21 protein-coding genes are annotated in these 23,152 nt (G+C 58.7%); 16 read left to right on the plus strand and 5 right to left on the minus strand.

Features of this window, described 5'->3' with window-relative positions:
• Window positions 1–133 precede the first annotated feature (133 nt).
• Both AC2D8U_RS12635 and AC2D8U_RS12640 read left to right on the plus strand, forming a co-directional pair.
• A complete protein-coding gene (locus tag AC2D8U_RS12635) occupies window positions 134–724 on the plus strand; it encodes a hypothetical protein (RefSeq protein WP_484619424.1) in 591 nt (196 codons plus the stop codon).
• Window positions 725–1,094: 370 nt separating this feature from the next.
• Window positions 1,095–2,126: a hypothetical protein gene (locus tag AC2D8U_RS12640; protein ID WP_484619425.1), complete on the plus strand. Its 1,032-nt coding sequence runs from the start codon at window positions 1,095–1,097 to the stop codon at window positions 2,124–2,126.
• A gap of 45 nt (window positions 2,127–2,171) precedes the next feature.
• Here AC2D8U_RS12640 and AC2D8U_RS12645 read toward each other — a convergent pair whose 3' ends face one another.
• Complete coding sequence (locus AC2D8U_RS12645) at window positions 2,172–3,215, minus strand: 3-ketosteroid-9-alpha-monooxygenase, oxygenase component (protein WP_484619426.1); 1,044 nt, start codon at window positions 3,213–3,215, stop codon at window positions 2,172–2,174.
• A gap of 666 nt (window positions 3,216–3,881) precedes the next feature.
• Complete coding sequence (locus AC2D8U_RS12650) at window positions 3,882–5,024, minus strand: helix-turn-helix transcriptional regulator (RefSeq protein ID WP_484619427.1); 1,143 nt, start codon at window positions 5,022–5,024, stop codon at window positions 3,882–3,884.
• A gap of 310 nt (window positions 5,025–5,334) precedes the next feature.
• Here AC2D8U_RS12650 and AC2D8U_RS12655 point away from each other — a divergent pair, with 310 nt between their 5' ends.
• The 9 genes from AC2D8U_RS12655 (at window position 5,335) to AC2D8U_RS12695 (ending at window position 15,089) form a co-directional block, all read left to right on the plus strand.
• Window positions 5,335–6,453 (plus strand): 3,4-dihydroxy-2-butanone-4-phosphate synthase, encoded by a 1,119-nt coding sequence (locus AC2D8U_RS12655; RefSeq protein ID WP_484619428.1) that lies wholly within the window; start codon window positions 5,335–5,337, stop codon window positions 6,451–6,453.
• 9 nt (window positions 6,454–6,462) lie between these two features.
• Window positions 6,463–7,677, plus strand: a complete 1,215-nt coding sequence (locus tag AC2D8U_RS12660) for an NADH:flavin oxidoreductase (protein ID WP_484619429.1) — start codon at window positions 6,463–6,465, stop codon at window positions 7,675–7,677.
• A gap of 347 nt (window positions 7,678–8,024) precedes the next feature.
• Window positions 8,025–8,798 (plus strand): SDR family NAD(P)-dependent oxidoreductase, encoded by a 774-nt coding sequence (locus AC2D8U_RS12665; RefSeq protein ID WP_484619430.1) that lies wholly within the window; start codon window positions 8,025–8,027, stop codon window positions 8,796–8,798.
• 12 nt (window positions 8,799–8,810) lie between these two features.
• Entirely contained in the window at window positions 8,811–10,547 is a 1,737-nt protein-coding gene (locus tag AC2D8U_RS12670; RefSeq protein WP_484619431.1) for an FAD-binding protein, read from the plus strand.
• Window positions 10,544–11,440 (plus strand): SDR family NAD(P)-dependent oxidoreductase, encoded by an 897-nt coding sequence (locus AC2D8U_RS12675; RefSeq protein WP_484619432.1) that lies wholly within the window; start codon window positions 10,544–10,546, stop codon window positions 11,438–11,440. The genes AC2D8U_RS12670 and AC2D8U_RS12675 overlap by 4 nt, the downstream gene beginning before the upstream one ends.
• A gap of 12 nt (window positions 11,441–11,452) precedes the next feature.
• Window positions 11,453–11,653 (plus strand): hypothetical protein, encoded by a 201-nt coding sequence (locus AC2D8U_RS12680; RefSeq protein ID WP_484619433.1) that lies wholly within the window; start codon window positions 11,453–11,455, stop codon window positions 11,651–11,653.
• Entirely contained in the window at window positions 11,653–14,103 is a 2,451-nt protein-coding gene (locus tag AC2D8U_RS12685) for a penicillin acylase family protein (RefSeq protein ID WP_484619434.1), read from the plus strand. The genes AC2D8U_RS12680 and AC2D8U_RS12685 overlap by 1 nt, the downstream gene beginning before the upstream one ends.
• 87 nt (window positions 14,104–14,190) lie before the next feature.
• Window positions 14,191–14,634 (plus strand): thioesterase family protein, encoded by a 444-nt coding sequence (locus AC2D8U_RS12690; protein WP_484619435.1) that lies wholly within the window; start codon window positions 14,191–14,193, stop codon window positions 14,632–14,634.
• Window positions 14,635–14,675: 41 nt separating this feature from the next.
• The gene (locus tag AC2D8U_RS12695) at window positions 14,676–15,089 is read left to right on the plus strand and encodes an ACT domain-containing protein (RefSeq protein ID WP_484619436.1); all 414 of its coding nucleotides are present in this window, start codon (window positions 14,676–14,678) and stop codon (window positions 15,087–15,089) included.
• A 24-nt stretch (window positions 15,090–15,113) separates the two neighbouring features.
• Here AC2D8U_RS12695 and AC2D8U_RS12700 read toward each other — a convergent pair whose 3' ends face one another.
• The gene (locus tag AC2D8U_RS12700) at window positions 15,114–15,305 is read right to left on the minus strand and encodes a hypothetical protein (RefSeq protein ID WP_484619437.1); all 192 of its coding nucleotides are present in this window, start codon (window positions 15,303–15,305) and stop codon (window positions 15,114–15,116) included.
• 424 nt (window positions 15,306–15,729) lie between these two features.
• Between AC2D8U_RS12700 and AC2D8U_RS12705 the strand changes: the two genes are divergently transcribed.
• The 4 genes from AC2D8U_RS12705 (at window position 15,730) to AC2D8U_RS12720 (ending at window position 18,787) form a co-directional block, all read left to right on the plus strand.
• The gene (locus AC2D8U_RS12705) at window positions 15,730–16,641 is read left to right on the plus strand and encodes a sensor domain-containing diguanylate cyclase (RefSeq protein WP_484619438.1); all 912 of its coding nucleotides are present in this window, start codon (window positions 15,730–15,732) and stop codon (window positions 16,639–16,641) included.
• 118 nt (window positions 16,642–16,759) lie between these two features.
• Window positions 16,760–17,368 carry an HD domain-containing protein gene (locus AC2D8U_RS12710; RefSeq protein ID WP_484619439.1) on the plus strand — a complete coding sequence of 203 codons (609 nt, stop codon included), beginning with the start codon at window positions 16,760–16,762 and terminating at the stop codon, window positions 17,366–17,368.
• Entirely contained in the window at window positions 17,365–18,081 is a 717-nt protein-coding gene (locus tag AC2D8U_RS12715; RefSeq protein WP_484619440.1) for a class I SAM-dependent methyltransferase, read from the plus strand. The genes AC2D8U_RS12710 and AC2D8U_RS12715 overlap by 4 nt, the downstream gene beginning before the upstream one ends.
• A 103-nt stretch (window positions 18,082–18,184) precedes the next feature.
• A complete protein-coding gene (locus tag AC2D8U_RS12720; RefSeq protein ID WP_484619441.1) occupies window positions 18,185–18,787 on the plus strand; it encodes a TatD family nuclease-associated radical SAM protein in 603 nt (200 codons plus the stop codon).
• A 414-nt stretch (window positions 18,788–19,201) separates the two neighbouring features.
• Here the strand turns inward: AC2D8U_RS12720 and AC2D8U_RS12725 are convergent, their stop codons facing one another.
• Window positions 19,202–20,581 carry a YjiH family protein gene (locus AC2D8U_RS12725; protein WP_484619442.1) on the minus strand — a complete coding sequence of 460 codons (1,380 nt, stop codon included), beginning with the start codon at window positions 20,579–20,581 and terminating at the stop codon, window positions 19,202–19,204.
• A gap of 409 nt (window positions 20,582–20,990) precedes the next feature.
• On the minus strand, window positions 20,991–21,923 hold the full coding sequence (locus AC2D8U_RS12730; RefSeq protein ID WP_484619443.1) for a M14 family metallopeptidase: 933 nt from the start codon (window positions 21,921–21,923) through the stop codon (window positions 20,991–20,993).
• A 221-nt stretch (window positions 21,924–22,144) separates the two neighbouring features.
• Between AC2D8U_RS12730 and AC2D8U_RS12735 the strand changes: the two genes are divergently transcribed.
• The gene (locus AC2D8U_RS12735) at window positions 22,145–23,149 is read left to right on the plus strand and encodes an OB-fold domain-containing protein (RefSeq protein ID WP_484619444.1); all 1,005 of its coding nucleotides are present in this window, start codon (window positions 22,145–22,147) and stop codon (window positions 23,147–23,149) included.
• Window positions 23,150–23,152: the final 3 nt, after the last annotated feature.

A 23,152-nucleotide genomic window follows, 5' to 3' on the forward strand; every position in this document is an offset into this window, starting at 1 on the left:
TCACGCTTAAGTTCCACAGATTCGGTGGGAAACGTTGGTATTGGGCAGGAGTTCGAGATTTTCACCTGAACAGGTGGTTTGCTCGGGCTTTTGTCCTGCGCCTATAGTGCTCCCCCTTACTAGGGAGAGAACAATGAAGAATAAAGTAGTATTTTCATTTGCTTGCGCATGTTTAATCAGCACTTCCAGCAATGCGGCTTTTACCACGACCGTCCCGGAACAGGCCGGTTTCTTTGACAATATTCGACTTCACTGCGGCAAGGCGTTCGAGGGGAAGATTGTTTCCGGCGGGCGGGAAGGCGATGGCTTTAGCGGAAAGCGACTGGTGATGCATGTGCGTCAGTGCGCTGAGGATCAGATCCACATTCCGTTTCATGTTGGGGACAATGCGTCACGAACCTGGATCCTGACACAAACCGGTGCCGGAATTCTGCTTAAGCATGATCATCGTGAGGCCGATGGCAGTGATGATGAGACCACCATGTATGGGGGTCACACTCAGCAGCGGGGGTACGCCAATTATCAAGCCTTCCCGGCGGATGACTATTCCAAAGATCTGTTCACACGCCTTGGATTTCCCCAGTCCAATGGCAATGTTTGGCACATGCAGATCTATCCGGACCGCTTTACCTACCAACTGACCCGAGATGCACGGGAGTTTCGGGTGGACTTTGATCTGACCAAACCAATCACCCCGCCGCCCGCCCCTTGGGGCTACGAGTAGGACTGGATTGAGGAGGCTGAGCAATTGGTCTCCGCTTTGAATCGCTATTGACTACACTCAGCCCCTTTCCTGCGTAATTTTTTGTTTGTTACCGGGGGTCAATGGTGGCGTACCTTGCGCGAGTAGTACGAAAGCGGCAGTACGGTCGGGCCTTCCACCTGTGGTGTGGATCGGTGACGAGGACTCCCTCCGGGCGTCGCACAGCCGTATACACCTTCTCCCTGACAAAACCGATCATCACCCCTCCTCCCATTACGGAGCCTGGTCCCAATGGCCATTCTTGCGCACCGACTCAGCTGGGCACTCTCTTGTCCCTGGCTTTTTATCGCTACGACAGGGGGGAAGTATGACCCAAAGCCTGGGAAGACGTGTGCGGCGAAAGCTACGGCGCTGGATAGACTACGGGCCTCGTAATGTGCGGTTCGCCAGGGGCGACGGGCCGACTTGGCAGGTGCTGACCGAAAACGACCACCAGTTCAATTTCGATTTCTTCAACTGGCTGCGAGCGGTGCACCCTAGACTGTTTCGTCGTGTTCGGATCACCCACATCGACTCGCCCTGGGCCGCTCGGCGCGACACGGATCTCTTGCTGCTGCCCTGGATGAAGGATCCGGTGAAAGAGCGGGATCCTGGGCTCTATGCCAGGGTTCGGGAGATTGAGCAATCCTATCAACAACTGGGGTTGACGGTGATCAACCCTGTGTCGAGCCTGAGCAACACGGTCAAGGATAGGGCACTGATGCTGGCGGCTCAGGCCGGGCTGCGTTGTGCCCGGATCTGCTTATGTTCGAAGGACTCGGATTTCGATGCCTTGGTGGCCGAGGTCGGATTGCCGTTCTTTGTTCGGGATAACGCGACGCACACACGTCCCATGATCTGGATCGCCAACCGGGCCGACTATCTGGCGGTGCCGTGGGCGCAGTTTCGCCAGACGGCAGCCTGCGAGTTTATCGATACCCGTGGTGAAGACGGCTTGTTTCGTAAGTATCGCTACATGCTGGTGGGGGGCGGTGGCCTGATGCGCCACCTTATCCTGTCGCGCAACTGGTGTGTCCACGCCAGGGACAGGATCGACAGCGATGCGGCACGGGAAGAGGAGTTGGCCTTGATCCGTCAGCGTCACTGTCGTTTTCATCAGGATTTTGAGCGGTATCGCCAGTGCCTGAAGTTGGACTGGATGGCCGTGGACTATGGTGTGGACCGACACGGCGAGATGGTGCTGTGGGAGCCCAACCCCTTGCCCATGCTGTGGAATCCAAATTTAGCCTACGGCGGCGCTTTCTCCCGACATCGTCCCTATGTCGAAGCGATCTATCGATTGATGCTGGCCGAACTGTGGCGGCGCGGTGACGGGCAGTTGCTGCCGACAGGGGAGGTGGCTCAGCTGCAGTTACCCAAATAAAACGCCCTGCCAGGGGCAGGGCGTCGAGGTTACTGAATGCAATGATCAGAGCGCGTCGAGGTTGTGGGCTTCAAACCGCTGCTGCTGTTTCTCATCGCCGGTCAGGGCACCCACATCGGTATAGAATTGATCGTACCATTTGCGCAACTGGTAGATAGGCCCGTCGCCATCGCAGAGGATGGGGTTGTCGATCCGTACCTTGTTGTCCCAGATCTCCACATCTTCATAGAAGGCTTCCTGGGCCTGGGTGACATAGGCCTGAGCGATCTCGTGATTTTCGGCATCGGTCAGCCCGGGCACCTTCTTGACCAGCACGCCATAGCGCAGTTGGAAGCTGTTTTGATCGATCGGCACATGGCAGTTGAGCAAAATGGAGTGGATCGGATTGCCATGCATCTCACCGGTCATATGGGTGATCTGGTAGGAGGGGCCATAGTAGGTCGCTTCGGTGCGGATCTCGCCATCTTCGGCCAGGCGCTCACTCTTGCCCTCCATGATCTGAGTGGCCAGATGGCCTTCAAAGATGTTGGTAAAGGTCTTGATCGGTGCGCCATGTACCGGACCAAAGTGGCCCTTGTCGGCGATATTGTCGACCAGCTCGCGGCAGTTGATCCCGATCTCCATTTCGGCGATCACCCAGTTGGCCCACGCGTCGTCATAGACTTCGTTGACGCGGGGGATCGCCTGCTCAGGGATCGGTGGGTTGTTTTCTGGATCGTTCCAGACAAACAGCAGTTCATTTTGTTCGCACAGGGGCCAGGCCTTGATCTTGGCCCGTGGCGGAATGCGCTTGGCATAGGGGATATCATCACACTTGCCGTCGGCATCCCAACGCCAGTCGTGGAAGGGGCAACGGATGGAGTTGCCTTCGATGCAGCCTTTACTCAGGTCGCCGCCCAGGTGAGGGCAATAACCGTCCAGGATCCGCAATTCGCCATCTTCACCCTGATAGCAAACCAGCTTGGTGCCGAAGATCTCCAGGGTGTGGGCTTTGCCGTCCTTGTACTTCTCGGCCAGGCCGAGGCAGTGCCAACCACGGGCGTAACGCTCTGGAATCGGTTGGGCTTCAATGCGATGGGTTGCGCTCATGCTCTTGCTCCGTTTGCTGAATTCGTCCCTAGGGGGCGTGGGCCTTCATTGCACTCCATTCTTGGGGCCTACCCGGATCCAGGCATCGTCCGAATTGACGATGGGACGGAGACGAGCCCGGAAGAAGAGGGTGGATTTGTGCTGGATCAATTTTTTCGTCGGCGGAGGATCGGATGACAGGGAGGGGCAGGAAACGGGGAGCTAGGTATTAGGTACAGGGTACTGGGCGCCAGGTACTGGGCGCTAGGTGCTAGGTGCTAGGTACTAGGTGCTAGGTACTAGGGGCTGGGCGCTAGGTGCTAGGTATTAGGTACTAGGTGTTAGGTGTTAGGTGCTAGGTGCTAGATGCTAGGTGCTGGGTGCTAGGTGCTCGGCACTAGGGGCTGGGTGCTAGGTTCTAGGCACTAGGAGCTGGGTGCTGGGCGCTAGGCGCTAGGTAAAGCATTAAAGCACGGCCTTTCCTAGAACCTAGGCTCTTCCCTAGAACCTAGGCTCTTCCCTAGAACCTAGGCTCTTCCCTAGAGCCCAGGCTTTTCCCTAGAGCCCAGGCTTTTCCCTAGAGCCCAGGCTCTTCCCTAGAGCCCAAGCTCTGCCCTAGAACCTAGGCTTTTTCCTAGTACCCAGGCTCTTTCCTGGAACCTGGTTTTTTTCTGACAACTTGATTGCCTACCCCAGGGTGGCGACACTGCGCAGGATCAGTCGAACCAACATGGTCTGACGGGTGACGCCGGTCTTAGAGAAGATGGATCTCAGGTGCGCCCGGGCGGTGTTGCGGCTGATGGTCAGATGCTCCGAGGCTTCATCCAGGGTCAGGCCATTGGCCAGTAGCATGGCCAGCTGTGACTCTGCCGGCGTGAAGTCAAACAGGGCCTTGACCACCTCCTGAGGAGCTCGGGATTTTCGATCCGGATCGGAGACAAACAGCACCACGGCGGGTTGTTGCTTGCCTTCACTCCAATCGACACTGGGGATGGATCGCACGACAATCCCCAGATCCGAAGCACCAGACATGCGTTGTATCCTCAGGGCTTCCACCACAGAAGGCTGCTTGTTGTGCTGGGCTTCGGTGGCCTGCTTAACCATCTGGCGGAAGGTCAAGGTATCCCGACTGGAACCCACCTGTAATGCGCCGTTGACCAGTTTTAGCCCATCTTTCTCTGCCAGCAGCTCCTGGGCCACCTGGTTGGCCTGCAACACCTTGCCTTTCTCATCCAGGATAATGGTGCCCACCGCCAGCTGATCGACGGCACCGGCATAGAGATTGCGCTCGGTTTCAATGCGATTGAGCTGCATGTGGATCTTTACCGCCTGCTCAATATGGGGAATAAACAGGCGGACAATCTCTTTCTCATGTGTGCCAAAGGGCTCGCCATCGGCTCCTCGGCTGATCCGCAGGCTGCAGGTGGCACCGTCGGGGGTGATGATGTCGGTACCGACAATATGATAGACATCCAGTGGGGCAAGGTAGAGCCGGAAGAATTCAGAGCTCTCCCGCTCGTGCTCGGGAATAAACTCATCCAGAGTTACGACGTGGCCACTGGGTACGCCGACAAAGGGATCCAGGGCATAGAAATGTTTGTTATAGGATGACATGGCATCCTGCGTGGGTCGTCCGGTGCTGAGGATCAGTCCGTCGAGATCATGGCTTGGGGGGCGCAAAATAAAGGTCGCAAATTTTGCACCCACGGCATCCTGAAGCTTCCGAAGGAAGGCTTTCCAGGGGATGTCGTCTTCCAGCCCCTGATACAGGGTACCGATCAATCCGCTGAATCTATCGACATCGATAGGTGGTTGGCTGGTTGTGATCATTATGATTATCCGCCCCTTAGTTGGGATCGTTGTCACATTCCGTGTTGTCCGGCCTAGCATAAACGCCTTGTTTACCAATGTGCAATAAGTCCGCGCTCATCCAGCTCGGCCGGGGATTGGGAGCGGAGACCTGTATTCGTTAATGTAAGCGGTTTGTCCTGTTCGGGGGGGATTTTAGGGATGATGAACAGGGCTGGTTTGCCCCTGTCAGCGCCTTTCGCCAAGGTGCGCGGTCGTCTTATTGGACGATGCTTTTTTCGGTCCGAGGCCTGAATCTTGATTGCAAAATAGGCGCAATCAGGGTGAGGCGATGGAACTGAATACGGCCGTTGAGATGGTTGCCGCGATCCGGCGAGGCGAGATGGTGGTGTTGCTCGATGAGAACCAGTCTGGCAGCGAGGGAAGCCTGTTGGTCGCCGCACAGCACTGTGATGCTGAGGCGGTGAACTTCCTGGCTCACCGGGCCCGAGGGCTGATCTGTCTCGCGCTGGACGAAGCGCGCTGTCGGCAGCTTAAGCTTCCCTTGATGGCGGGAAGTCACTCCCGCAATCGACCCAACTTTACCGTCTCCATCGAGGCGGCACAGGGGGTAACCACGGGGATCTCCGCCGCGGATCGAGCACGCACCATTGAAGCGGCAATGGCGGACAATGCAGCGCCGGTGGATCTGGTGCAACCGGGTCATGTGTTTCCCGTGCTGACTCATCCGGGTGGGGTAATGGGATGTTCTGCCGCCGCCGAGGCTGGCTGCGACCTGGCTCGCCTGGCGGGGCTCAAGAGTGCCGCCGTACTGGCCGCCATTTTGGATGATGAAGGAGAGCTGGCCCGGGGGGAAAACCTGGTGGCTTTCGCTCAGGAGCACGGTCTGATGATAGGCTGCATTGCCGACCTTATTCATCACCGTTTGCTGCATGAGGGCACCTTGCAACGAGATGCCCAGTACACCCTGCCCACCAAGTACGGTGAATTTGAGGTGGTGGCCTATGAAGATCAATATCAGGGAGTGTTGCACCTGGCTCTGGTGAAGGGCGAGATAAAACCCGAGGAGCCGGTTTTGGTCCGGGTTCAGTCGGCCCAGATGGTTCGAGATCTGCTCGGTGCCCATTCCGACGCCGGGCCAGAGCAGTGGGATGTGGGGCGCGCCCTGCAGGCGATCGCCGCAGCCGGGACCGGCGTGCTGGTGCTGCTGGCAGCCCAGGAGAGCCCCAAGGCGGTATTGAGCCAACTGGCCCGCTATGCCGAGCCCCAGGCACCGATCCCAACTCCGCCCAATTTCAAGCACCGAATGTTGGGCGTCGGGGCGCAGATCCTGCGAGATCTGAACGTTCGCCGCCTGCGTCTGCTCAATTACCCAGTAAGCTTTACCGCCATCTCAGGCTATGAGATGGAAGTGGAAGAGTTCGTTGCCTATGGCGACAAAAGAGATTAAAGGATTGATATGGAACAGGTTAAAAGTAATGCAGCCAATGTGTTTGCCCCGGTTTCTCTGGCGGGAACCACACTGCGTAACCGAGTGATCAAGACGGCAACGTTCGAGGGGATGACTCCTGCAGGGATCCCCAGTGACGCCTTGATCGCCCATCACCAGGGGATTGCCGCCGGCGGCACCGCCCTGACCACGGTGGCTTACTGCGGCGTGTCGCCGGATGGCCTGACCTTTGCCGATCAGATGTGGATGCATGAAGGGATCTTTGATCGCCTCAAGCTGCTGGCGGATGCGGTACACGGTGAAGGAGGCAAGGTATCTGCACAGCTGTCCCACTGTGGTTTCTTCAGTCGAAACAAGCCCAAGAATCTGCCCCGTCCCCGTGGGCCCAGCGTCACCTTCAACCACTATGGGGCCTTTTCCGGCTTTCCCATTGGCGGCGCCATGACCCAAGCCGACATCGAAAAGACCCTGGGTGAGTACCATGATGCCGCCGCGCTGGTAAAACGGGCTGGCTTTGATGCCGTGGAGATCCACATGGGCCACGGCTATCTGCTGTCCCAGTTCATCAGTCCCTATACCAATAAACGGACCGACGAATACGGTGGCAGCCTGGAAAACCGAATGCGTTTGCCCTTGCAGGTGCTGGCGTCTGTGCGTAAGGCGGTGGGGGAGGAGTTTCCCATCCTGTGTAAGCTCAATCTGTCCGACGGCTTCCGTGGTGGCATTCAGATCGATGATGCGATCCAATGTGCACAGATGCTGGAGCAGGCCGGGATCAACGCCATCGTAATGAGTGGTGGCTTTACTGCGCGGACGCCCATGTACCTGTTCCGTGGCGGCAGCCCGCTCAAGCAGATGATCCAAACTGAGAAGAACCCGGTGATGGCCTTTTTCATGAAGATCGGCGGGCCCAAGCTGTTCCGCCCATCCAAGTTTGAGGAGCTCTATTTCCTCGACAAGGCCAAAAAAATGCGCGATGCGGTCTCTGTGCCCCTGGTGTATCTCGGTGGTGTCTCAAGCCGAGACAGCATGGTGCGGGCCATGGAAGAGGGGTTTGATTTCGTTGCCATGGGCCGGGCGCTTATTCGCGATCCGGAGATGATCAACAAGGCTGCGGTCGACGGTGCCAGCTACCCTAACCAGTGTGATCACTGCAACCTGTGCGTCCCCTCCATGGCCCTGCCCGGCGGGGTACGTTGTGTCAGCCTCAAGGGCGGTTTCTAGGGAAGGGCTTAGGCACTAGGTTCTAGGGATAAAGCCTAGGTTCCAGGGAAAAGCTCGGTAAGCACTCAGCACATGCACCGACCGAACACAGGACGCTGCGCTGACAGGGAACAGAAGACAGGAAGAGCAAAGAGCTGGCGTTGTGCCCCCTGCTTTTCTCTGTTTTCTGCTTTTCTCTGTTTTCTGCTTTTCTCTGTTTTCTGCCTTTCCCTGCTCCCTGCCCCCATCTATCCCCTCTCCGTTAGTCCCTTTAGACGATTATTTTTTCCCCTTCCCGCGCAAGGATGGAAGCATCGATTTTGCCGTCCGGTTTCACAACTGCACCGGGCTTACAGCAGGACCTCTTAATGGATTTTATCGCGGAGTTTCCCCAGGACGGCGTTGCCCTGATCTTGGGCGGCAGTGGCGGGACCGGCTCGGTGATCGCCCAGCGTCTGGCCCATGGCGGCAGCAAGGTGGCACTGACCTATAACAGCAACGCGGCGCGGGCCGACGAGGTGGTTACGGCGATCAGTGGCAGTGGCGGCAGTGCCGAGGCCCACCAGTTGACGATGGCGGATGGTGAGGGGATCGGGCAACTGTTGGCGGATCTGACCGAGCGTCACGGCCGCATTCACAGCATCGTCTTTGCCACCGGCTTTGATATTCCCCAGGAGTACATAGGCAATACCTCCCCTGAGCTGTTCCAGCGGGTGATCGATTCCGATCTGCATGGCTTCTATCGGGTCATTCACGCCGCGCTGCCTTATCTGCGCGCGGCGGGGGGCAGCATTGTCCATGTCAGCTCGGCAGGGCTGCTGCGCTATCCGCCCAAGGACATGTTATCGGTGGCGCCCAAGGCGGCGATCGAATCCCTGATCCAGGGGATCGCCAAGGAGGAGGGGCGCCATGGGATCCGGGCCAACTCGGTCGCCATCGGCGTAATTGAAACCGGGATCTTCCTGCGCCTGAAAGAGACCCATTTTGATCAAGCCTGGCAGGAAGCGGTGAAGGCCAGCCTGTGTCTGCCGCGCTTTGGCCAACCACAGGAGGTGGCGGAGGCCGTGGCCTATCTCGCTTCCCCCCGCAGCGCGTACACCACGGGCCAGATCATCGCCGTCGACGGCGGCTACCACGTTTAAGGAGTGCTCCACATGAGTCAGCAGAATCAAACCCAATGGGATCACAGTGTCGACGTGGTAGTGGTGGGGTCCGGTGCCGGTGCCATGACCACGGCCCTTCGGGCCAAGGATCTGGGCCAGGAGGTCCTGGTACTGGAGAAGAGTGACAAGTATGGCGGCACCTCTGCCGTATCCGGTGGCGGGATCTGGATCCCCAACAACCACAGGATCAGTGCGCTGGGCGGTCAGGACAGTGATGCGGATGCCGTTGCCTACATCAAGCGGGTGATGGGCGATGACGTGGTAGAGGATGGCCGCATCGAGACCTATGTTCAGCAGGGACGCCAGATGGTGGATTACCTGCGACACGACGCCGATGTGCATTTCGAAGCCCAGAGTGAATACACGGATTACTACCCCGAGGTCGAGGGAGGCCTGCCGGGCTATCGCTCCATGGATCCCCTGCCGTTCAATGCCGCCAAGCTGGGAGCGGAATTCGACCGACTGCGTGAGCCTTCGCCAGGCACCCTGATGATGGGGCGCATGTCGTTGGGGATGAAGGAAGCGCGGATCCTGATGTGTCGAGGCAAGGGCTGGCTGGGTGTCACCTTCAAGATCCTCTGGCGTTACTACCGGGATCTGGTGTGGCGCAGCCGCTCCAAGCGCGATCGCTACCTGTGTCTGGGCAACGCCCTGGTGGGCGCCCTGCGTTACGCCATGATGCAAAAGGATATTCCCCTCTGGCTCCAGTGCCCCATGACCGAACTGGTCAGGGAGGATGGCAGGGTGACCGGTGTGGTGATCGAGCGGGAGGGACAGCCGGTACGGATCCAGGCGCGCCACGGGGTGGTTCTGGCCGCCGGCGGCTTCGAACGCAACCAGCAGATGCGGGATCAGTACCATCCTCAACCCTCCCATGCCCAGTGGAGTGCCGCGCCGCCTCATAACACCGGGGATGCGATCCGGGCGGGCCAGCAACTGGGGGCGGCTACGGCCCTGATGGAGCACAGCTGGTGGGCGCCGACGGTGTACGTGGATGGTGAAGAGAAGCAGCGGGCGTTGTTTGTCGAGCGCAACCTGCCCGGCTGCATCCTGGTCAACAGTGCCGCCAAACGCTTTGTCAACGAGGGTGCGCCCTACAATGACATCGGTTATGCCATGTATCGCTCCATGAAAAAGGGCGAGGGGGGTGTTCCCTGTTACATGATCTTCGATGCCACTTTCCGTCATAAATACCCGGCCGGGCCACTCATTCCTGGCTACGCCAAGCCCGACAGCGCCCTCTCCCGGCGCCACCGTGCCTGCTTTGAGAAAGCCGACTCCCTGGAAGCGCTGGCGGCCAAGATCAGCCTAGATCCCAAGGCGCTGGCCGAGACGGTACAGCGCTTTAATGAGCATGCCAAAGTGGGCAAGGATCCGGAGTTTGGTAAGGGGGAGTCCCTGTTTGATCGTTACTACGGCGATCCCAATGTGCAGCCCAATCCCTGTGTGGCTCCGTTGGAGAAAGGCCCCTACTACGCCATGCGGGTCGATGCCGGTGATATCGGCACCAAGGGCGGGCTGCAAACCGACTGTGATGCCTGTGTGCTGGATGACGCCGGCCTGGCGATCGCCGGGCTATACGCCATCGGCAACTCCGCCGCCTCGGTGATGGGAGCAACTTATCCCGGCGCGGGATCCACCATAGGCCCGGCCATGACCTTTGGCTACCTAGCGGCGAACCATATTGCCAGTCAAGCCCAGTCCCGGGGACAGGAGGATGCCGCATGAGCCAGCCGACTGACATATCCGTCACGTCAATCGCGTCCGTAGCCCCGCCTGTGGCTTTGGTCACCGGGGCCAGCCGTGGTGTCGGTAAGGGGATCGCCATCGCCTTGGGCGAGGCGGGTTACCGAGTGTACGTCACCGGGCGCAGCCAGCAGGAGGGGGATGCGCCGCTGCCGGGCACTGTGTTTGCTACCGCGCAGGCGGTGACCGAGGCGGGCGGCCAGGGCATTGCTGTGGTGTGCGATCATGGCGATGACGCCCAGGTCGAAGCCCTGTTTGGCCAGATCCAGCGGGAGCAGGGGCGGCTGGATCTCTTGGTCAACAATGCCATCGCCCTGCCCGATGAACTGGTGCAACCCGGGCCATTCTTCCAAAAGAGCCTGAAGATGCTCGACATTCTGAATGTTGGGATGCGCTCGAGCTATGTGGCTGCCTATTACGCCGCCAAGATCATGAGCGAGCAGGGATCGGGCTTGATCGTCAACACCTCCTCCTTTGGTGGACGCTGCTATATGCATGGACCGGCCTATGGGGCGGGCAAGGCGGCGGTGGATAAGTTTGCCGCGGATATGGCGGTGGACCTCAAGCCCTACGGGGTCGGCTGCATCTCACTCTGGCTGGGGCTGGTGGCGACCGAGCGGACCAATCAAGTGTTCGCGGCCGAGCCGGACAAGTATGCCGAGCTGGCGGCCGCAGCCGAGTCGCCCCAGTTTGGCGGTCGGGTGATCGCGGCGCTGGCACAAAGGGACGATCTGCTCGAGCGCTCAGGCCGGGTCTGGATCGCCGCCGAACTGGCCCAGGAGCTGGGCGTGACCGATCTTGGCGGTGTTCAGCCCCCATCCCATCGTCCCATGCTGGGGGGGCCTGCTGAGCCCAATCCGGCCATTATCGAGTAAGTCGGAGGGAGCATGGTTGAAGCACAGTGGCGTATCGGTTTGTGTGTGGGGGCGATGGCCCTCGCGGGCTGTATCGATCGGCAGGGCGAGGACGATCAGATCCTGGCGAGCGAAGCCTGGGACTCGGCACCACCACAGAAACAGTTTGTGTCCGGCGGCTGTCAGCCCTACCCAGATTATTGTGGCCTGGACAGCATGATAGGAGATCAATGATGAGCGTTCTAAGCCATTCCAAAGGCCTTTGGGCTTTACTTGCGAGCAGCGTCTTGCTGACCGGCTGCCTGGGGGAGAAGTCGTTGCGCAGTCCCGTGCAGCCCGTCGACTTGCCGACCTACCAGGCCAAGATCACCCGCACCGCCGGGGGCTTCCCCCATATTGAAGCGAATGACTTCGCCAGCCTGGGCTTTGGCACCGGCTATGCGGCGGCCCAGGACAACGTCTGTCACCTGGCGAAAAACTTCCTCAAGTACCAGGCTCAGCTGTCCCGTTACTTTGGCCCCCAGGAGAACAACCTGGGAACCGATCTGGTGCAGCAGCTGATCATTGAAAGCGGTCGCTACGAGGTTGAGGTGGCGCCGGAGATGGCGGCCTTGTTTGAGGGTTATGCCGCGGGCTACAACCGTTTCCTGGCAGACACACCGCTTGAGCGCTGGCCGGATGGGCGTTGTGCCGGGGCCGAGTGGGTGCAGCCTGTGGATGCAGAGCTGGTGAAACGGATCCACCTGACCCCCTTCTTCCTGCCCAATTTCCGCGATCTCCTGATCAGCGCTCGGCCTCCCCAAAAAGAAACCTCGGCGGCACAGCCTCTGGAGACGCTGTTGGCCCTGGCCGAGGACGCGGGTAATCCCTACGACAAGGGCTCCAACGGCGTCGCCATCGGCGGCGAGGCCAGCGTCAGCGGTGGCGGGGTGTTGTTTGCCAATCCCCATATGAACTGGGAGCCCGCCTGGCGCTTCTACCCCATGCACCAGATCATCCCCGGGGTGATGAACGTGCTGGGGGCCAACGCCATCGATAGGGCCAGTGTCGGCTTTGGCACCAACGAACACGTGGCCTGGACCAATACGGTCTCTACGGCCACCCGCTACAGCTTTTACCAGCTGGCACTGAGCCCCAAGGATCCCTTCCACTACCTGGTGGATGGCAAAGAGCGGGCGATGACCGAGCATTCGGTGAGCGTGCCGGTGAAGCAGCCGGACGGCAGCGTGAAGGCGCACCGGCACAGTTTCTTCGAGACCGAGTTTGGCTACCTGGTGGGGCAGTTTCCCTGGAATGAGCAGATCGCCTTTGCCTTGCAGATCGCCGATGAAGGCCCCCGTGGCATGCAGGGCGGCACCCTGGATTACTACCGGGCAAAGAGTGTTGAGGATGTGCTCGCCGCCCAGGAGCAATACCAGTTCACCCCGGTTAACCTGATTGCTGCCGACGATCAGGGGGCGGTGCTGTACGCCGACGTGGGCCCCATGGCCAACCTGACCGATACCCAGCTGGCCGAGTGTTCGGTGTTTTACGGCAAGGCCCTGGATGGCAGCCGCAGCGCCTGTCAGTGGGGTACGGATCCCGATGCCAGTGCGCCGGGCCTGCTGGGGCCAGCCAACCAGCCCCACCTGGTGCGTCGGGATTATGTCACCAACTCCAACGACAGCTACTGGCTGCCCAACCCTGATCAGCCCCTGGATGGCTATCGTCAAAGCCTGGGCAGTCAGGGCAGCGAGCGCAGCCTGCGTACCCGCTCGGGTCTGACCATGGTGGCGGACCACCTGGCGGCGGGCAACAAGTTTGATGGCGATACCCTGTCGTCCCTGATGCTCTCCAACCAGAATACCGCCGGACAGTTGCTTACTGATGATCTGATCACCCTGTGCCGCGCCAACCCGGACTGGACGGTGGATGGCCAGCGTGTGGATCTCACGCCGGCCTGTGATGCGCTGGCTGGCTGGGACCGCCACGACAACCTCGACAGCCGGGGGGCCCACCTGTTCCGTGAATTCATCGCCGAGGCGCTCAAAGAAGCCAAGTTGAAGCATAAACACCGCTGGCTGCCGCCTCAGTTTAACTATGCGGTCCCCTTCGATCCCAAGGATCTGCTCAACACCCCAAGGGGCCTGGATACCCGGGACAACCCCAAGGTGCTGGATGCCCTGGCCCGTGCGGTGTCCCGCCTTAATGGTGACGGCATCGCCCTGGATGCGACCCTGGGTGAGTTGCAGTTTGCCGAAAAGGGCGGCGTTAAGATCCCCATGCATGGCGGCCCAGAGAATGTCGGAGTCTTCAATAAGATGGAGGCGAGCTACCGAGGGGCTGAGGGCTATCCTCAGATCGACGGTTCCAGCGGCAGCTGGCTGATGGTCACCGAATTCACCCCTCGAGGGGTCAAGGCCCAGGGAGTGCTGGCCTACTCCATCTCCACCAATCCCGACTCCCCCCACTACCGGGATATGACCGATAAGTTCGCCCGTAAGGAGTTTGCCATCCTGCCCTTTACACCGGAGCAGGTGGCGGCGGCGGCCCAGAGCGTGACCACGGTGCGCGAGGGTGCCCAGGACTGTCGGGGCAACGGCTGGCAGCGTTTTGCCAAGCCCAGCTTTGCGGATGAGGCCCAGTGTCGTGCGCACTTTGGTGTGAAGCGACAGGCCCAGTTGACCGACTACGTTCGGTTGTAACCGCCATCCCCTTTAGGGTCGATCCGCTCCGGTTTGCACCGGGGGATCGACTCTTTTGCTTTTTGGCAACGCATTGAGGAGGCGCGAATGCGTCAACGCGTCCAGATCGATTTTCCCGACCCCCCGCTATTTCAGACCGAGTTCACGATTGGTTCGAATCAAGTCAATCGCGGCGATCATGTCGGCAACAACCATTTTGTTGAGCTCTGTAACGAAACCATGTTGCGCTATTTTCGACAGCGCGAGCTTTCTGGAGGGGATGTGCTGGGCCAACCACTGATCAACGGCGAGATCTCGCTGAAGTTACTCGGTGAGGGACGCTGTTTCGATACGCTTAACGGTGAGTTTGCCGTGGCCAATTTTCACCGTTACGGTTGCGATTTCCTCTATCGCTTCCGGCGTGGAAAACAGGTGTTGGCCCTGGGACGCTTTGCCATGCTGACGTTTGACTACCAGCAGGGCAAGCTGACCGAGGCCGGTGAGGGGTTCGAAGCCTTCTTCTCAAGCGTCGTGTACAAAGTCCCAGGCTAAGGTAAACTGCCTCGGTAAACGGGACAATGGAGAGCAGGCCAATGGCGGGGATCATGGAGTTGAGTAAGCTGTTGAGTTCGATGCGGCCGCAGCTTATGGAGGATGAATACGTGTTTTGTACCGTCAGCGGCACCTTGGCCCAGTACGCAGCGCTGGAGCCTTTGGCCAGCGTTCGTGAGCAAGAGGGGCTGACCCTGATTTTAACCAAGGTGTCTGCAGAGGCCGCCCAGCTCCCGTTTGAGGGGAGCTACCGGCAGATCACCCTGATGGTGCATTCCAGCCTGGAAGCGGTGGGGCTGACCGCCGCTTTTTCGACCTGCTTGACCAAGGCGGGGATCAGCGCGAATGTGGTGGCGGGCTATTATCACGACCATATCTTTGTGCAAAGTGAGGTTGCCGATCGGGCGCTGACTGCGCTAAACCAGCTGAGCGCCCAACCGAACGATACCCCCTGAGATCAGCATCCCTGCTTTAAGCACTCAGTAATCGCGATCCTCGTATGCATGGAGTCCGGGCTCACACTCGATATCCTTAGCTCGAACAGTCATGTGGCCGTGATTGTCTTGCCGTTCGACCAACACGGTGTCATTGACGGGATCAATGGCTAAGATGGTGGCGATCCCTTGGTGACATTCGATCACCATCCCTTTTCTCAGTTGATTAACATGCATGATGCCTCCTCGAAGGCGTTGGCGATGTCTCCTGCTTGCTACGCCCTCTATCGGATGAGGGATCACAGCACGGTTGGAAGAGTATTAAGGAACCCAAATCGCAGTGGGCACCGTAAAGGCGTTGATCTGAATTCTGCGTTAGCGGTACTACCGCTCAATTCTCCTGATTCTTTTCCGTGAAGCGACTCAAACGCTGTGACATTTTTCCGTTTTCTCTCAGCCCTGTTTCCCCCCTCTTCTTGGGTCGGTCGCTGAGACTCAGTCCGATGCAGGCCGGGCGCAAAGGGTCTAGTGTTGTGATATCGGTTATGTGCGAACGCCAATCACTCCAACGGGCAAGCCTTTGCTTGGAAGAAAGGCTCCGGAGTGCTTGGTAAGCGCAACAGGGTGTTAAAGCCGATCCCAATGATTAAGGGCGTTGAGAATGGAAAACTCAGAAACTTTCTTGAATTTGGTTTTAGATTCGATCACCGAGCATATTGTCGTGATAGATGAAGCGGGAGTGATCTGCTTTACCAATAAAAGCTGGACGGTGTTTGGAAGCAGTAACGATTGCCTTGTTGGTGATGATTGGAGGGGGATCAACTATTTGGAGGAGTGCGATAAAGCTGCCGCGATGGGGGATGAGTTCGGGGCAGGGGCCGGAGCGGGCATTCGAAGTGTCATCGAAAGTAGGGTTGGCAAATTTTATTTTGAATATCCCTGCCATAGCCCCACAGAGAAACGCTGGTTCATGATGCGCACGACTCCGCTAAGGGCGATGGGTACAGATTATTATGTGATTTCTCATCAGAACATCACCGAGCGCAAGTTGGCCGAAGAGAAAGTCAGGGAGCTTGCCAGGCTGGATGGCCTTACGAAGATCCCTAATCGCCGCGTCTTTGATGAGTTTCTTCATGCAGAGTGGAGGCGATGTTTTCGGTTAAAGAAACCGATTAGCCTGGCGATCATCGATCTGGACCACTTCAAGCTGCTCAATGATACCTACGGCCATCAAACCGGCGACGAATGTCTCACTAAGGTGGGAAGCTTGCTTAGAGGATTTGTCAATCGACCGGGTGACCTGTGTGCAAGGTACGGGGGGGAAGAGTTTGCGCTGATCTGGGGTGACACCTCAATAGAACAGGCCAGGCACCTCGCAAAAAATCTAATGGAGCAGATCCGGAAACTCAATTTCGCGAACGAAAGATCGCCGACGCAGCCTTTTTTAACCGCCAGTATAGGCTTAGCGGCAATGTCCATTTGCGGTGACGATAACAAAGAGCGGCTGATAGGAATGGCTGACAGCATGCTCTATCGAGCGAAGGCGAATGGACGAGATCGGGTTGAGGGTTAATGGAGTACCTCGGTCGACGGGATGATGTGATTCGATATGGCAAGGCCGTTTGACCCGGTCGGTAGAGGCCCTGCCGGTCATCGGGTAAAATCGGCCCTCTCAACTTCCGGAGCCCGCAATGCATAACCCGATCCAGCAGATTATCGACTTCATCGTCGAGATTGAAAAACTCAAAGACGTCCATCGCAAGACCCGCCCGGTGGGGCTCGAGCGTTATGAAAACTCCGCCGAACACAGCTGGCATGTCGCTCTCAGTGCGCTAATGCTAAAGGATTTTGCTGCCGAGCCGGTCAATATTGATCGGGTGATAAAGATGCTGCTTATCCATGATCTGGGGGAGATCGATGCCGGCGACACCATTATCTACGCCAGTGAAACCCCGGAGAACAAGCTGGCCGAAGAGAGCGGGGTAAAACGACTCTTAGCGATCCTGCCAGATGAGGTCGCCGTTGGGTATCTGGATCTGTGGCGGGAATTTGAAGACGGTGACACCGCCGATGCCAAGTTTGCCAAGGCGATCGATCGGGTGCCGCCGCTGTTGCATAACCTGCACGGGGATGGCCATAGCTGGCAAAAGCACAATGTCAGCAAGGAGATGGTGCTGAACATCAACAGCCGTATCGGCAAGGGTATTCCGGCACTGTGGGAGGTACTGGAAGACAAGTTGGATCAGGCAGAAGCCGCCGGTTTGTTGCGTTCTGAAAAGGATGCAGGCATAGCATCATGAATGAGATGTATGGCAAGCACGCCAAGGCTTATGCCGAGGTGTTGAAAGACAACGACTACAACGCGGAGTTTGAACGGCCCACGACCCTGGCCATGCTGGACAAGGCGCTGCCTGAACTCAGCGGCAAGCGAGTGCTGGATCTGGGCTGTGGTCCCGGCGAGTATGTGGCCGAATTGCTCAAACGTGGTGCCGACGTCACCGCGGTGGATCGGTCATCGCACATGGTTGAACTGGTACAGAAGCGCTTTGCCGGGTGCAAGGATCTGCATTCTTATGTGCAGGACCTGACGCAAGGGCTGCCCCAGGAGGCCGACGGGCAGTATGATCTGGTGCTGAGCCCCTTGATGGTGCACTACCTCGATGATCACTATGCCTTTTTTGCCGAGTGCGCCCGGGTACTGAAGCCTGGTGGAAGGCTGTTGTTTTCAACCCATAGCCCGGTGGCGGATGCGGAACTGTCGCCGAGCGGTAATTACTACGCCCGGGAGGCGATCAGCGAGTCTTGGGACACGGTGGGAACGCCAGTTGAGGTGGTCTTCTATCGACGCTCGCTGGGGGAGCAGATCGGAGCAGTGACGGAGAACGGCTTTGTGATCACCGCCCTGGAGGAGGGCACGGCAACCGAACGATTGCGTCAGCGTAGCCCTGAGACGTATCGGCGATTGAGCACCCAACCCAATTTCCTGTTTGTGATGGCAAGACGGGACAGCTAAGCCGGGTGTGACGTGAGCCAGCGCAAGCTTTTGGGTTCGCACGCTGTACGGGGGTACGACCGGAGGTAGGGTGGTATTTCTTTTCGACAAAGCCCAAGTTCCCATGAGTGAAGCCACCCTGGTCTACGACATTCGCAATAGCCGTTACCTCAATATCACCGGCCGCTGTACCCTGCGCTGCCAGTTCTGCCCCAAGCAGAACGGTTCCACCCAGGTGCACCAGTACCAGTTGGGGCTGGATCGTCAGCCCAAGGCCGAAGAGTTCCTCCCTATGCTGGGCGACGTGGCCGCGTTCGACGAGTACGTGTTCTGTGGCTATGGCGAGCCCACCCTGAACCTGGACACCCTGCTGGCGGTGGCCAGGGCGATCAAGGCGCAGGGCGGCAAGGTGCGGATCAACACTGATGGCCTGGGCAACCTGTTTCACCGCCGCAATATCCTGCCCGAGCTGGCTACCTGCGTGGATGCCCTCTCCATCTCCCTCAATGCCCAGGATGAAGCGACCTATCTCAAGCACTGCGCCCCCAAGCTTAAGGGTTCCTACGACGCGGTACGCGAGTTTATTGAGCTGGCGCCGCAGTATATTGGCAAGGTGGAGGTGTCCGCCATCGACGGACTGGAGGGGGTGGATATCGCCGCCTGCCAAACCATTGTCGAAGCGGCCGGCGCCAGTTTTAAGCGTCGGGTGCTGGATCTGGTGGGGTAACTGCGAGGAAAGAGGCTTTGGGCTCGATACCGGGAGCGTCAGATCACGCCGCTGCGCGGCTGATCTAACCTACGAAGCGTCCGGCTCCGTAGGTTAGCTTAGGGACGCAGTCCCGTAAGCTGACATGGCTTTAGGTCCAATACCGGTATGTCAGATCACGCCGCTGCGCGGCTGATCTAACCTACGAAGCGCCCGGCTCCGTAGGTTAGCTTAGGGACGCAGTCCCGTAAGCTGACATAGGGTTGAACAGACGCGTCAGATCACGCCGCTACGCGGCTGATCTCACTGACGAAGCATTGAGCCTCGGGGTGGGCTTGGGTGGTGTCACCACCGGACGGGAATTGGCGAAAGCACAGATAAAAAACGCCGCCTTGCATTGAGCAAGGCGGCGTTTTTAGTTCTTTTACGGTTTGCTTAGAACACCAGGTGGGCAACCACAACGATGATCGGCAGAGTAACCAGGGTCCGCAGGACAAAGATGGCCATCAGCTCGAAGATGTTCAGTGGGATCTTGGAGCTCAGGATCACCGAGCCGGTCTCGGACATGAAGATCAACTGGGTCACGGACAGGGCGGCAATCACGAACTTGGTCATCTCGCTGTCCAGGCCAGTGACCAGGATGGAGGGGACGAACATGTCGGTGAAGCCAACCATGACGGCTTGGGCGGCATCGGCAGCCTGAGGCACCTGCAGCAGCTCCAGTACTGGTACGAACGGGGCGCCCAGCCAGCTAAATAGCGGGGTGGCTTCGGCGATCACCAGGCCCAGAGTACCGATGGCCATGACCACAGGCAGGACGCCAATCACCATGTCCAGGGCGGTATGCAGGCCTTTTTTGGCGACGTCGCCCAGGCTATCAACCTTGGATGCCCGTTGCAGGGCCAACTGGTAGCCGTACTTGGTGGCAGACATGCCCTGGGGAACCAACTCGTCGCTGTGGTTTGGCGCGGTGCCATCGATGTAGAGGTTTTTCTTGTAGGACAGCGGTGGCAGGTACTGGATCAGCATGGCGGCAACGGCACCGGACAGGCAGATGGCGGCGTAGAAGGGCACGAAGTAGTTTTGCAGGCCGACCTGGGTCAGTACCACCAGGGAGAAGGAGATCCCGACGATGGAGAACATGGTGGCTACCACGGCGGCTTCCCGCTCGGTGTACTTCTTCTCTTCGTACTGCTTGGAGGTCAGGATCACCCCGACGGTCCCATCACCCAGCCAGGAGGAGAGACAGTCGATGGCAGCCCGACCCGGCAGCCGGAACAGGGGCCGCATGATCTTGCTCATCAGGGTCCCCAGCAGTTCCAGCAGGCCGAAGTTGAGCAGCAGTGGCAGCAGCAGGCCGGCGAAGAAGAAGGTGACAAACAGGGATGGCAGCAGGTCGTTCAGCACCAGGCCGCCGGTGTCGCCGCTCCAGATGATCTCCGGACCCACTTCATTGAGTGCCAGCAGGGTGAACAGACCCCCTAGGATCCGAACCACCAGCCAGCCCTTGGAGACGCAGAACAACCGGGTCAGCAGGGGAGACTGGGTCACCAGTTTCGGCTTGAGCAGGCTGGCCAGGGTGGAGAGCAGTGCCGTGGTGCAGATCACTGCGGTGACCAGGGGCAGGATTGCATCGCCCAGCAGGCCCTTAAGGCCGGAGGCCATCAGCGCCAGGGGGAAAGTAATGTTGCCATCTACGGTCAGTGGCGCCAAAAAGAACAGCACGCCCAGAAGGGACGGGATGATGAACATCAGGATGTTCCGGGTGCTGTTGAGCGTCTTGTCGGACGCTTGGTTCAGGACTTGTTCAGCCATCGTACTACTCTCTCGGTGAATACTTATTCTTGTTATGTGCATATCGGTAATGCCTGCGGCGATAATAACAGGGGATTTGAAACGATCAAGCGCCAATTGTTGTTTTATGCAAAAAACATGTAGATCTATTCATTTGCTTGCGACGGATCACAGTCGATGGGGTAGGGGACAGGTACTAGGTACTAGGTACTAGGTACTAGGTTCTAGGTTTCAGGTGCTGGGGTCGGGTTCTAGGTTCTAGGTTCTAGGTTCTAGGTTCTAGGTAAGAGCTTCTTGGGGCTCTCCTAGAACCTAGGCCCTTCCCTAGATCCTAGGCTTTTCCTAGAACCTAGGCGCTTCCCAGGCTCTTCCCAGGTTCTTCCTAGGCTTTTCCCAGGCTCTTCCCTAGAACCTAGGCTTTTCCCAATCCCTAGTTTCCATCCCTAGCCAGCAGGTGATCCAGTGCGCCGATAATGGCGGCGATCTGGGCCGTATTGCACTCCTCTGGCGTAGCCCTTGGGCTGTCCGGGTAGACCTCAGTGGTGGTGACATAGGGGGCGTCGGTCATACCGCCGCACAGGCCCAATTGCTTCTTGGGGTAATGGATCACTCCCTCCTGTTGCACCGCGGCGCCGATGATCTCGCCCTTTTCATCGGCTGGAGCGATGTGGGTCACCGTGGCCACCGCCTCGATGATCGCCTGCTGAAATTCCGGTTGTGAACGTTCACTGTCATCGACGGTATAGAAACCATCAGGGATATGCTCACTGGCTGCATCAAAGGGTTTGCCGTCGCGCGCCATCAGGGCCGGACGAAACTCGCTCTTGTCCGTATCCGTGGTTTCATGCAGATCCAGGTGAGCGAGGAATTCGACCCCTTGCTCGGCCACGAAGGCCATGGCGGCGGCCGCTTCTTCGCTGGGACTGTTTGGCATAAATGAGCGGTTGGGATCGACGCAGTGCGGGTTCCAGCGGTTGATGGTTTCATAGCCCCATGGACTGATGCAGGGCAGTACCAGCAGATCGATCTTATCTTCGTAGCGCTCTGCAACCTGGTCCAGGAAAGCGATGGCCCCCTGAACCCCACTGGTTTCATAGCCATGGACGCCACCGGTGATCAGCACCTTGGGGCGTTCACCTTGCCAGTCGCGGCTTTTCAGGGCGAAGAGGGGGTAGCGTTCGGGATCGTAGGTGAGGGCGCCGTACTGGATCCGATCAAAACGATCCATGAGGGCGGCGAGCTTGCTCAGTACTTCATCGGCGTAGCTGCGTTTGATCTCGGTCTGGGCGCGCCAGCGAGCCTTGTCGAGGTCGGTCCAGGGTTGGCCGGGGGTGCCGATGGGATATTGGCAAAGGGCGTTCATAGGTTGCTGTCCACTCGTTGGGGGAATGACGCAAGGGTACGCGCCGGAAAGGCGCCTTGGCAATGGCTGCTGGAGGTGGGACGGCTGCCTGTCGGCGGGCTATTTTGTTACTGCCCTTTGGCCGGATCCGCCATTGAGAGCAAGGCCTGCACCCTTAGAATGGTGAGTAACTAGGAATTCCCTCGCAAGCGTCTTGAGGGGGATCAGGGAGAAGCATCACTATGAGCAAAGAAGGCCCAATCGAAGCGGGGCAGGCCCAACAGCGGGAGCTCGAAGCACGTATGGCGGCGACGGTCGGTGTGACGGTCGGGCCGCAGCGCAGCTGGGATCCTATCAACCTGCCCATGATCCGTCACTGGTGTCAGGCGATGGGTGACGACAACCCCCTGTATACTGACGTGGAGTTTGCCCGCAGCCAGGGGTTCCCGGATGTGGTGGCGCCGCCCACCATGATCCAGGCCTGGACCATGAAAGGGGTGACCGAGACCCAGGCCCCGGGCAGTGTGCTGCGCACCGCCGAGCAGCCCTATGTGCTCGATATCCTGGATGAGTATGGTTACGTCTCCGTGGTGGCGGTGAATTGTGATCAGAACTATTTCCGTCACCTCCATCCCGGTGATGATATCAAGCATACCAACACCATTGAGTCGGTGTCTGAGCTCAAACATACGGCACTGGGCGAAGGTTATTTCGTTACCGAGCTGTGGCACTTTACCGATCAGAATGATGAGAGCGTGGCGGAGATGCGTTTCCGCCTGCTCAAGTTCAAGGCACCCGAGCGTCAGGCGGCGCCGGCGGACAAGCCGACCGGCGGCAAGTCGCGCAAGGCCCAGCGGCCACAGCCGGGGATCAACCGGGATAACCGTTTCTTCTGGGAGGGGCTCAAGCAGGGCAAGCTGCTGATCCAGCGCTGTACCAGCTGCAATACCCTGCGTCATCCCCCTTCACCCATGTGCCCCAGCTGCCAGTCGTTGAAGCACGATGCCATCGAGGCCTCCGGTCGCGGCGTGATCCACAGTTTCGTGAACCTGCACCACCCGGCTTTGCCCGCTTTTGATGAGCCCAATCCCATCGCCCTGGTCGAGCTTGAGGAGGGGACCCGTTTGATTGCCCAGTTGGTGGGGATCGAGCCGGAAGCGGTGAAGATCGGACTGCCGGTGCAGGCGGAGATCACCGATTGTGGTGATGATCTGAGCCTGGCCCTGTTTAAACCTGCTCAGATCTGAGGA

The sequence above is a fragment of the Ferrimonas sp. YIN67 genome (assembly GCF_057219095.1).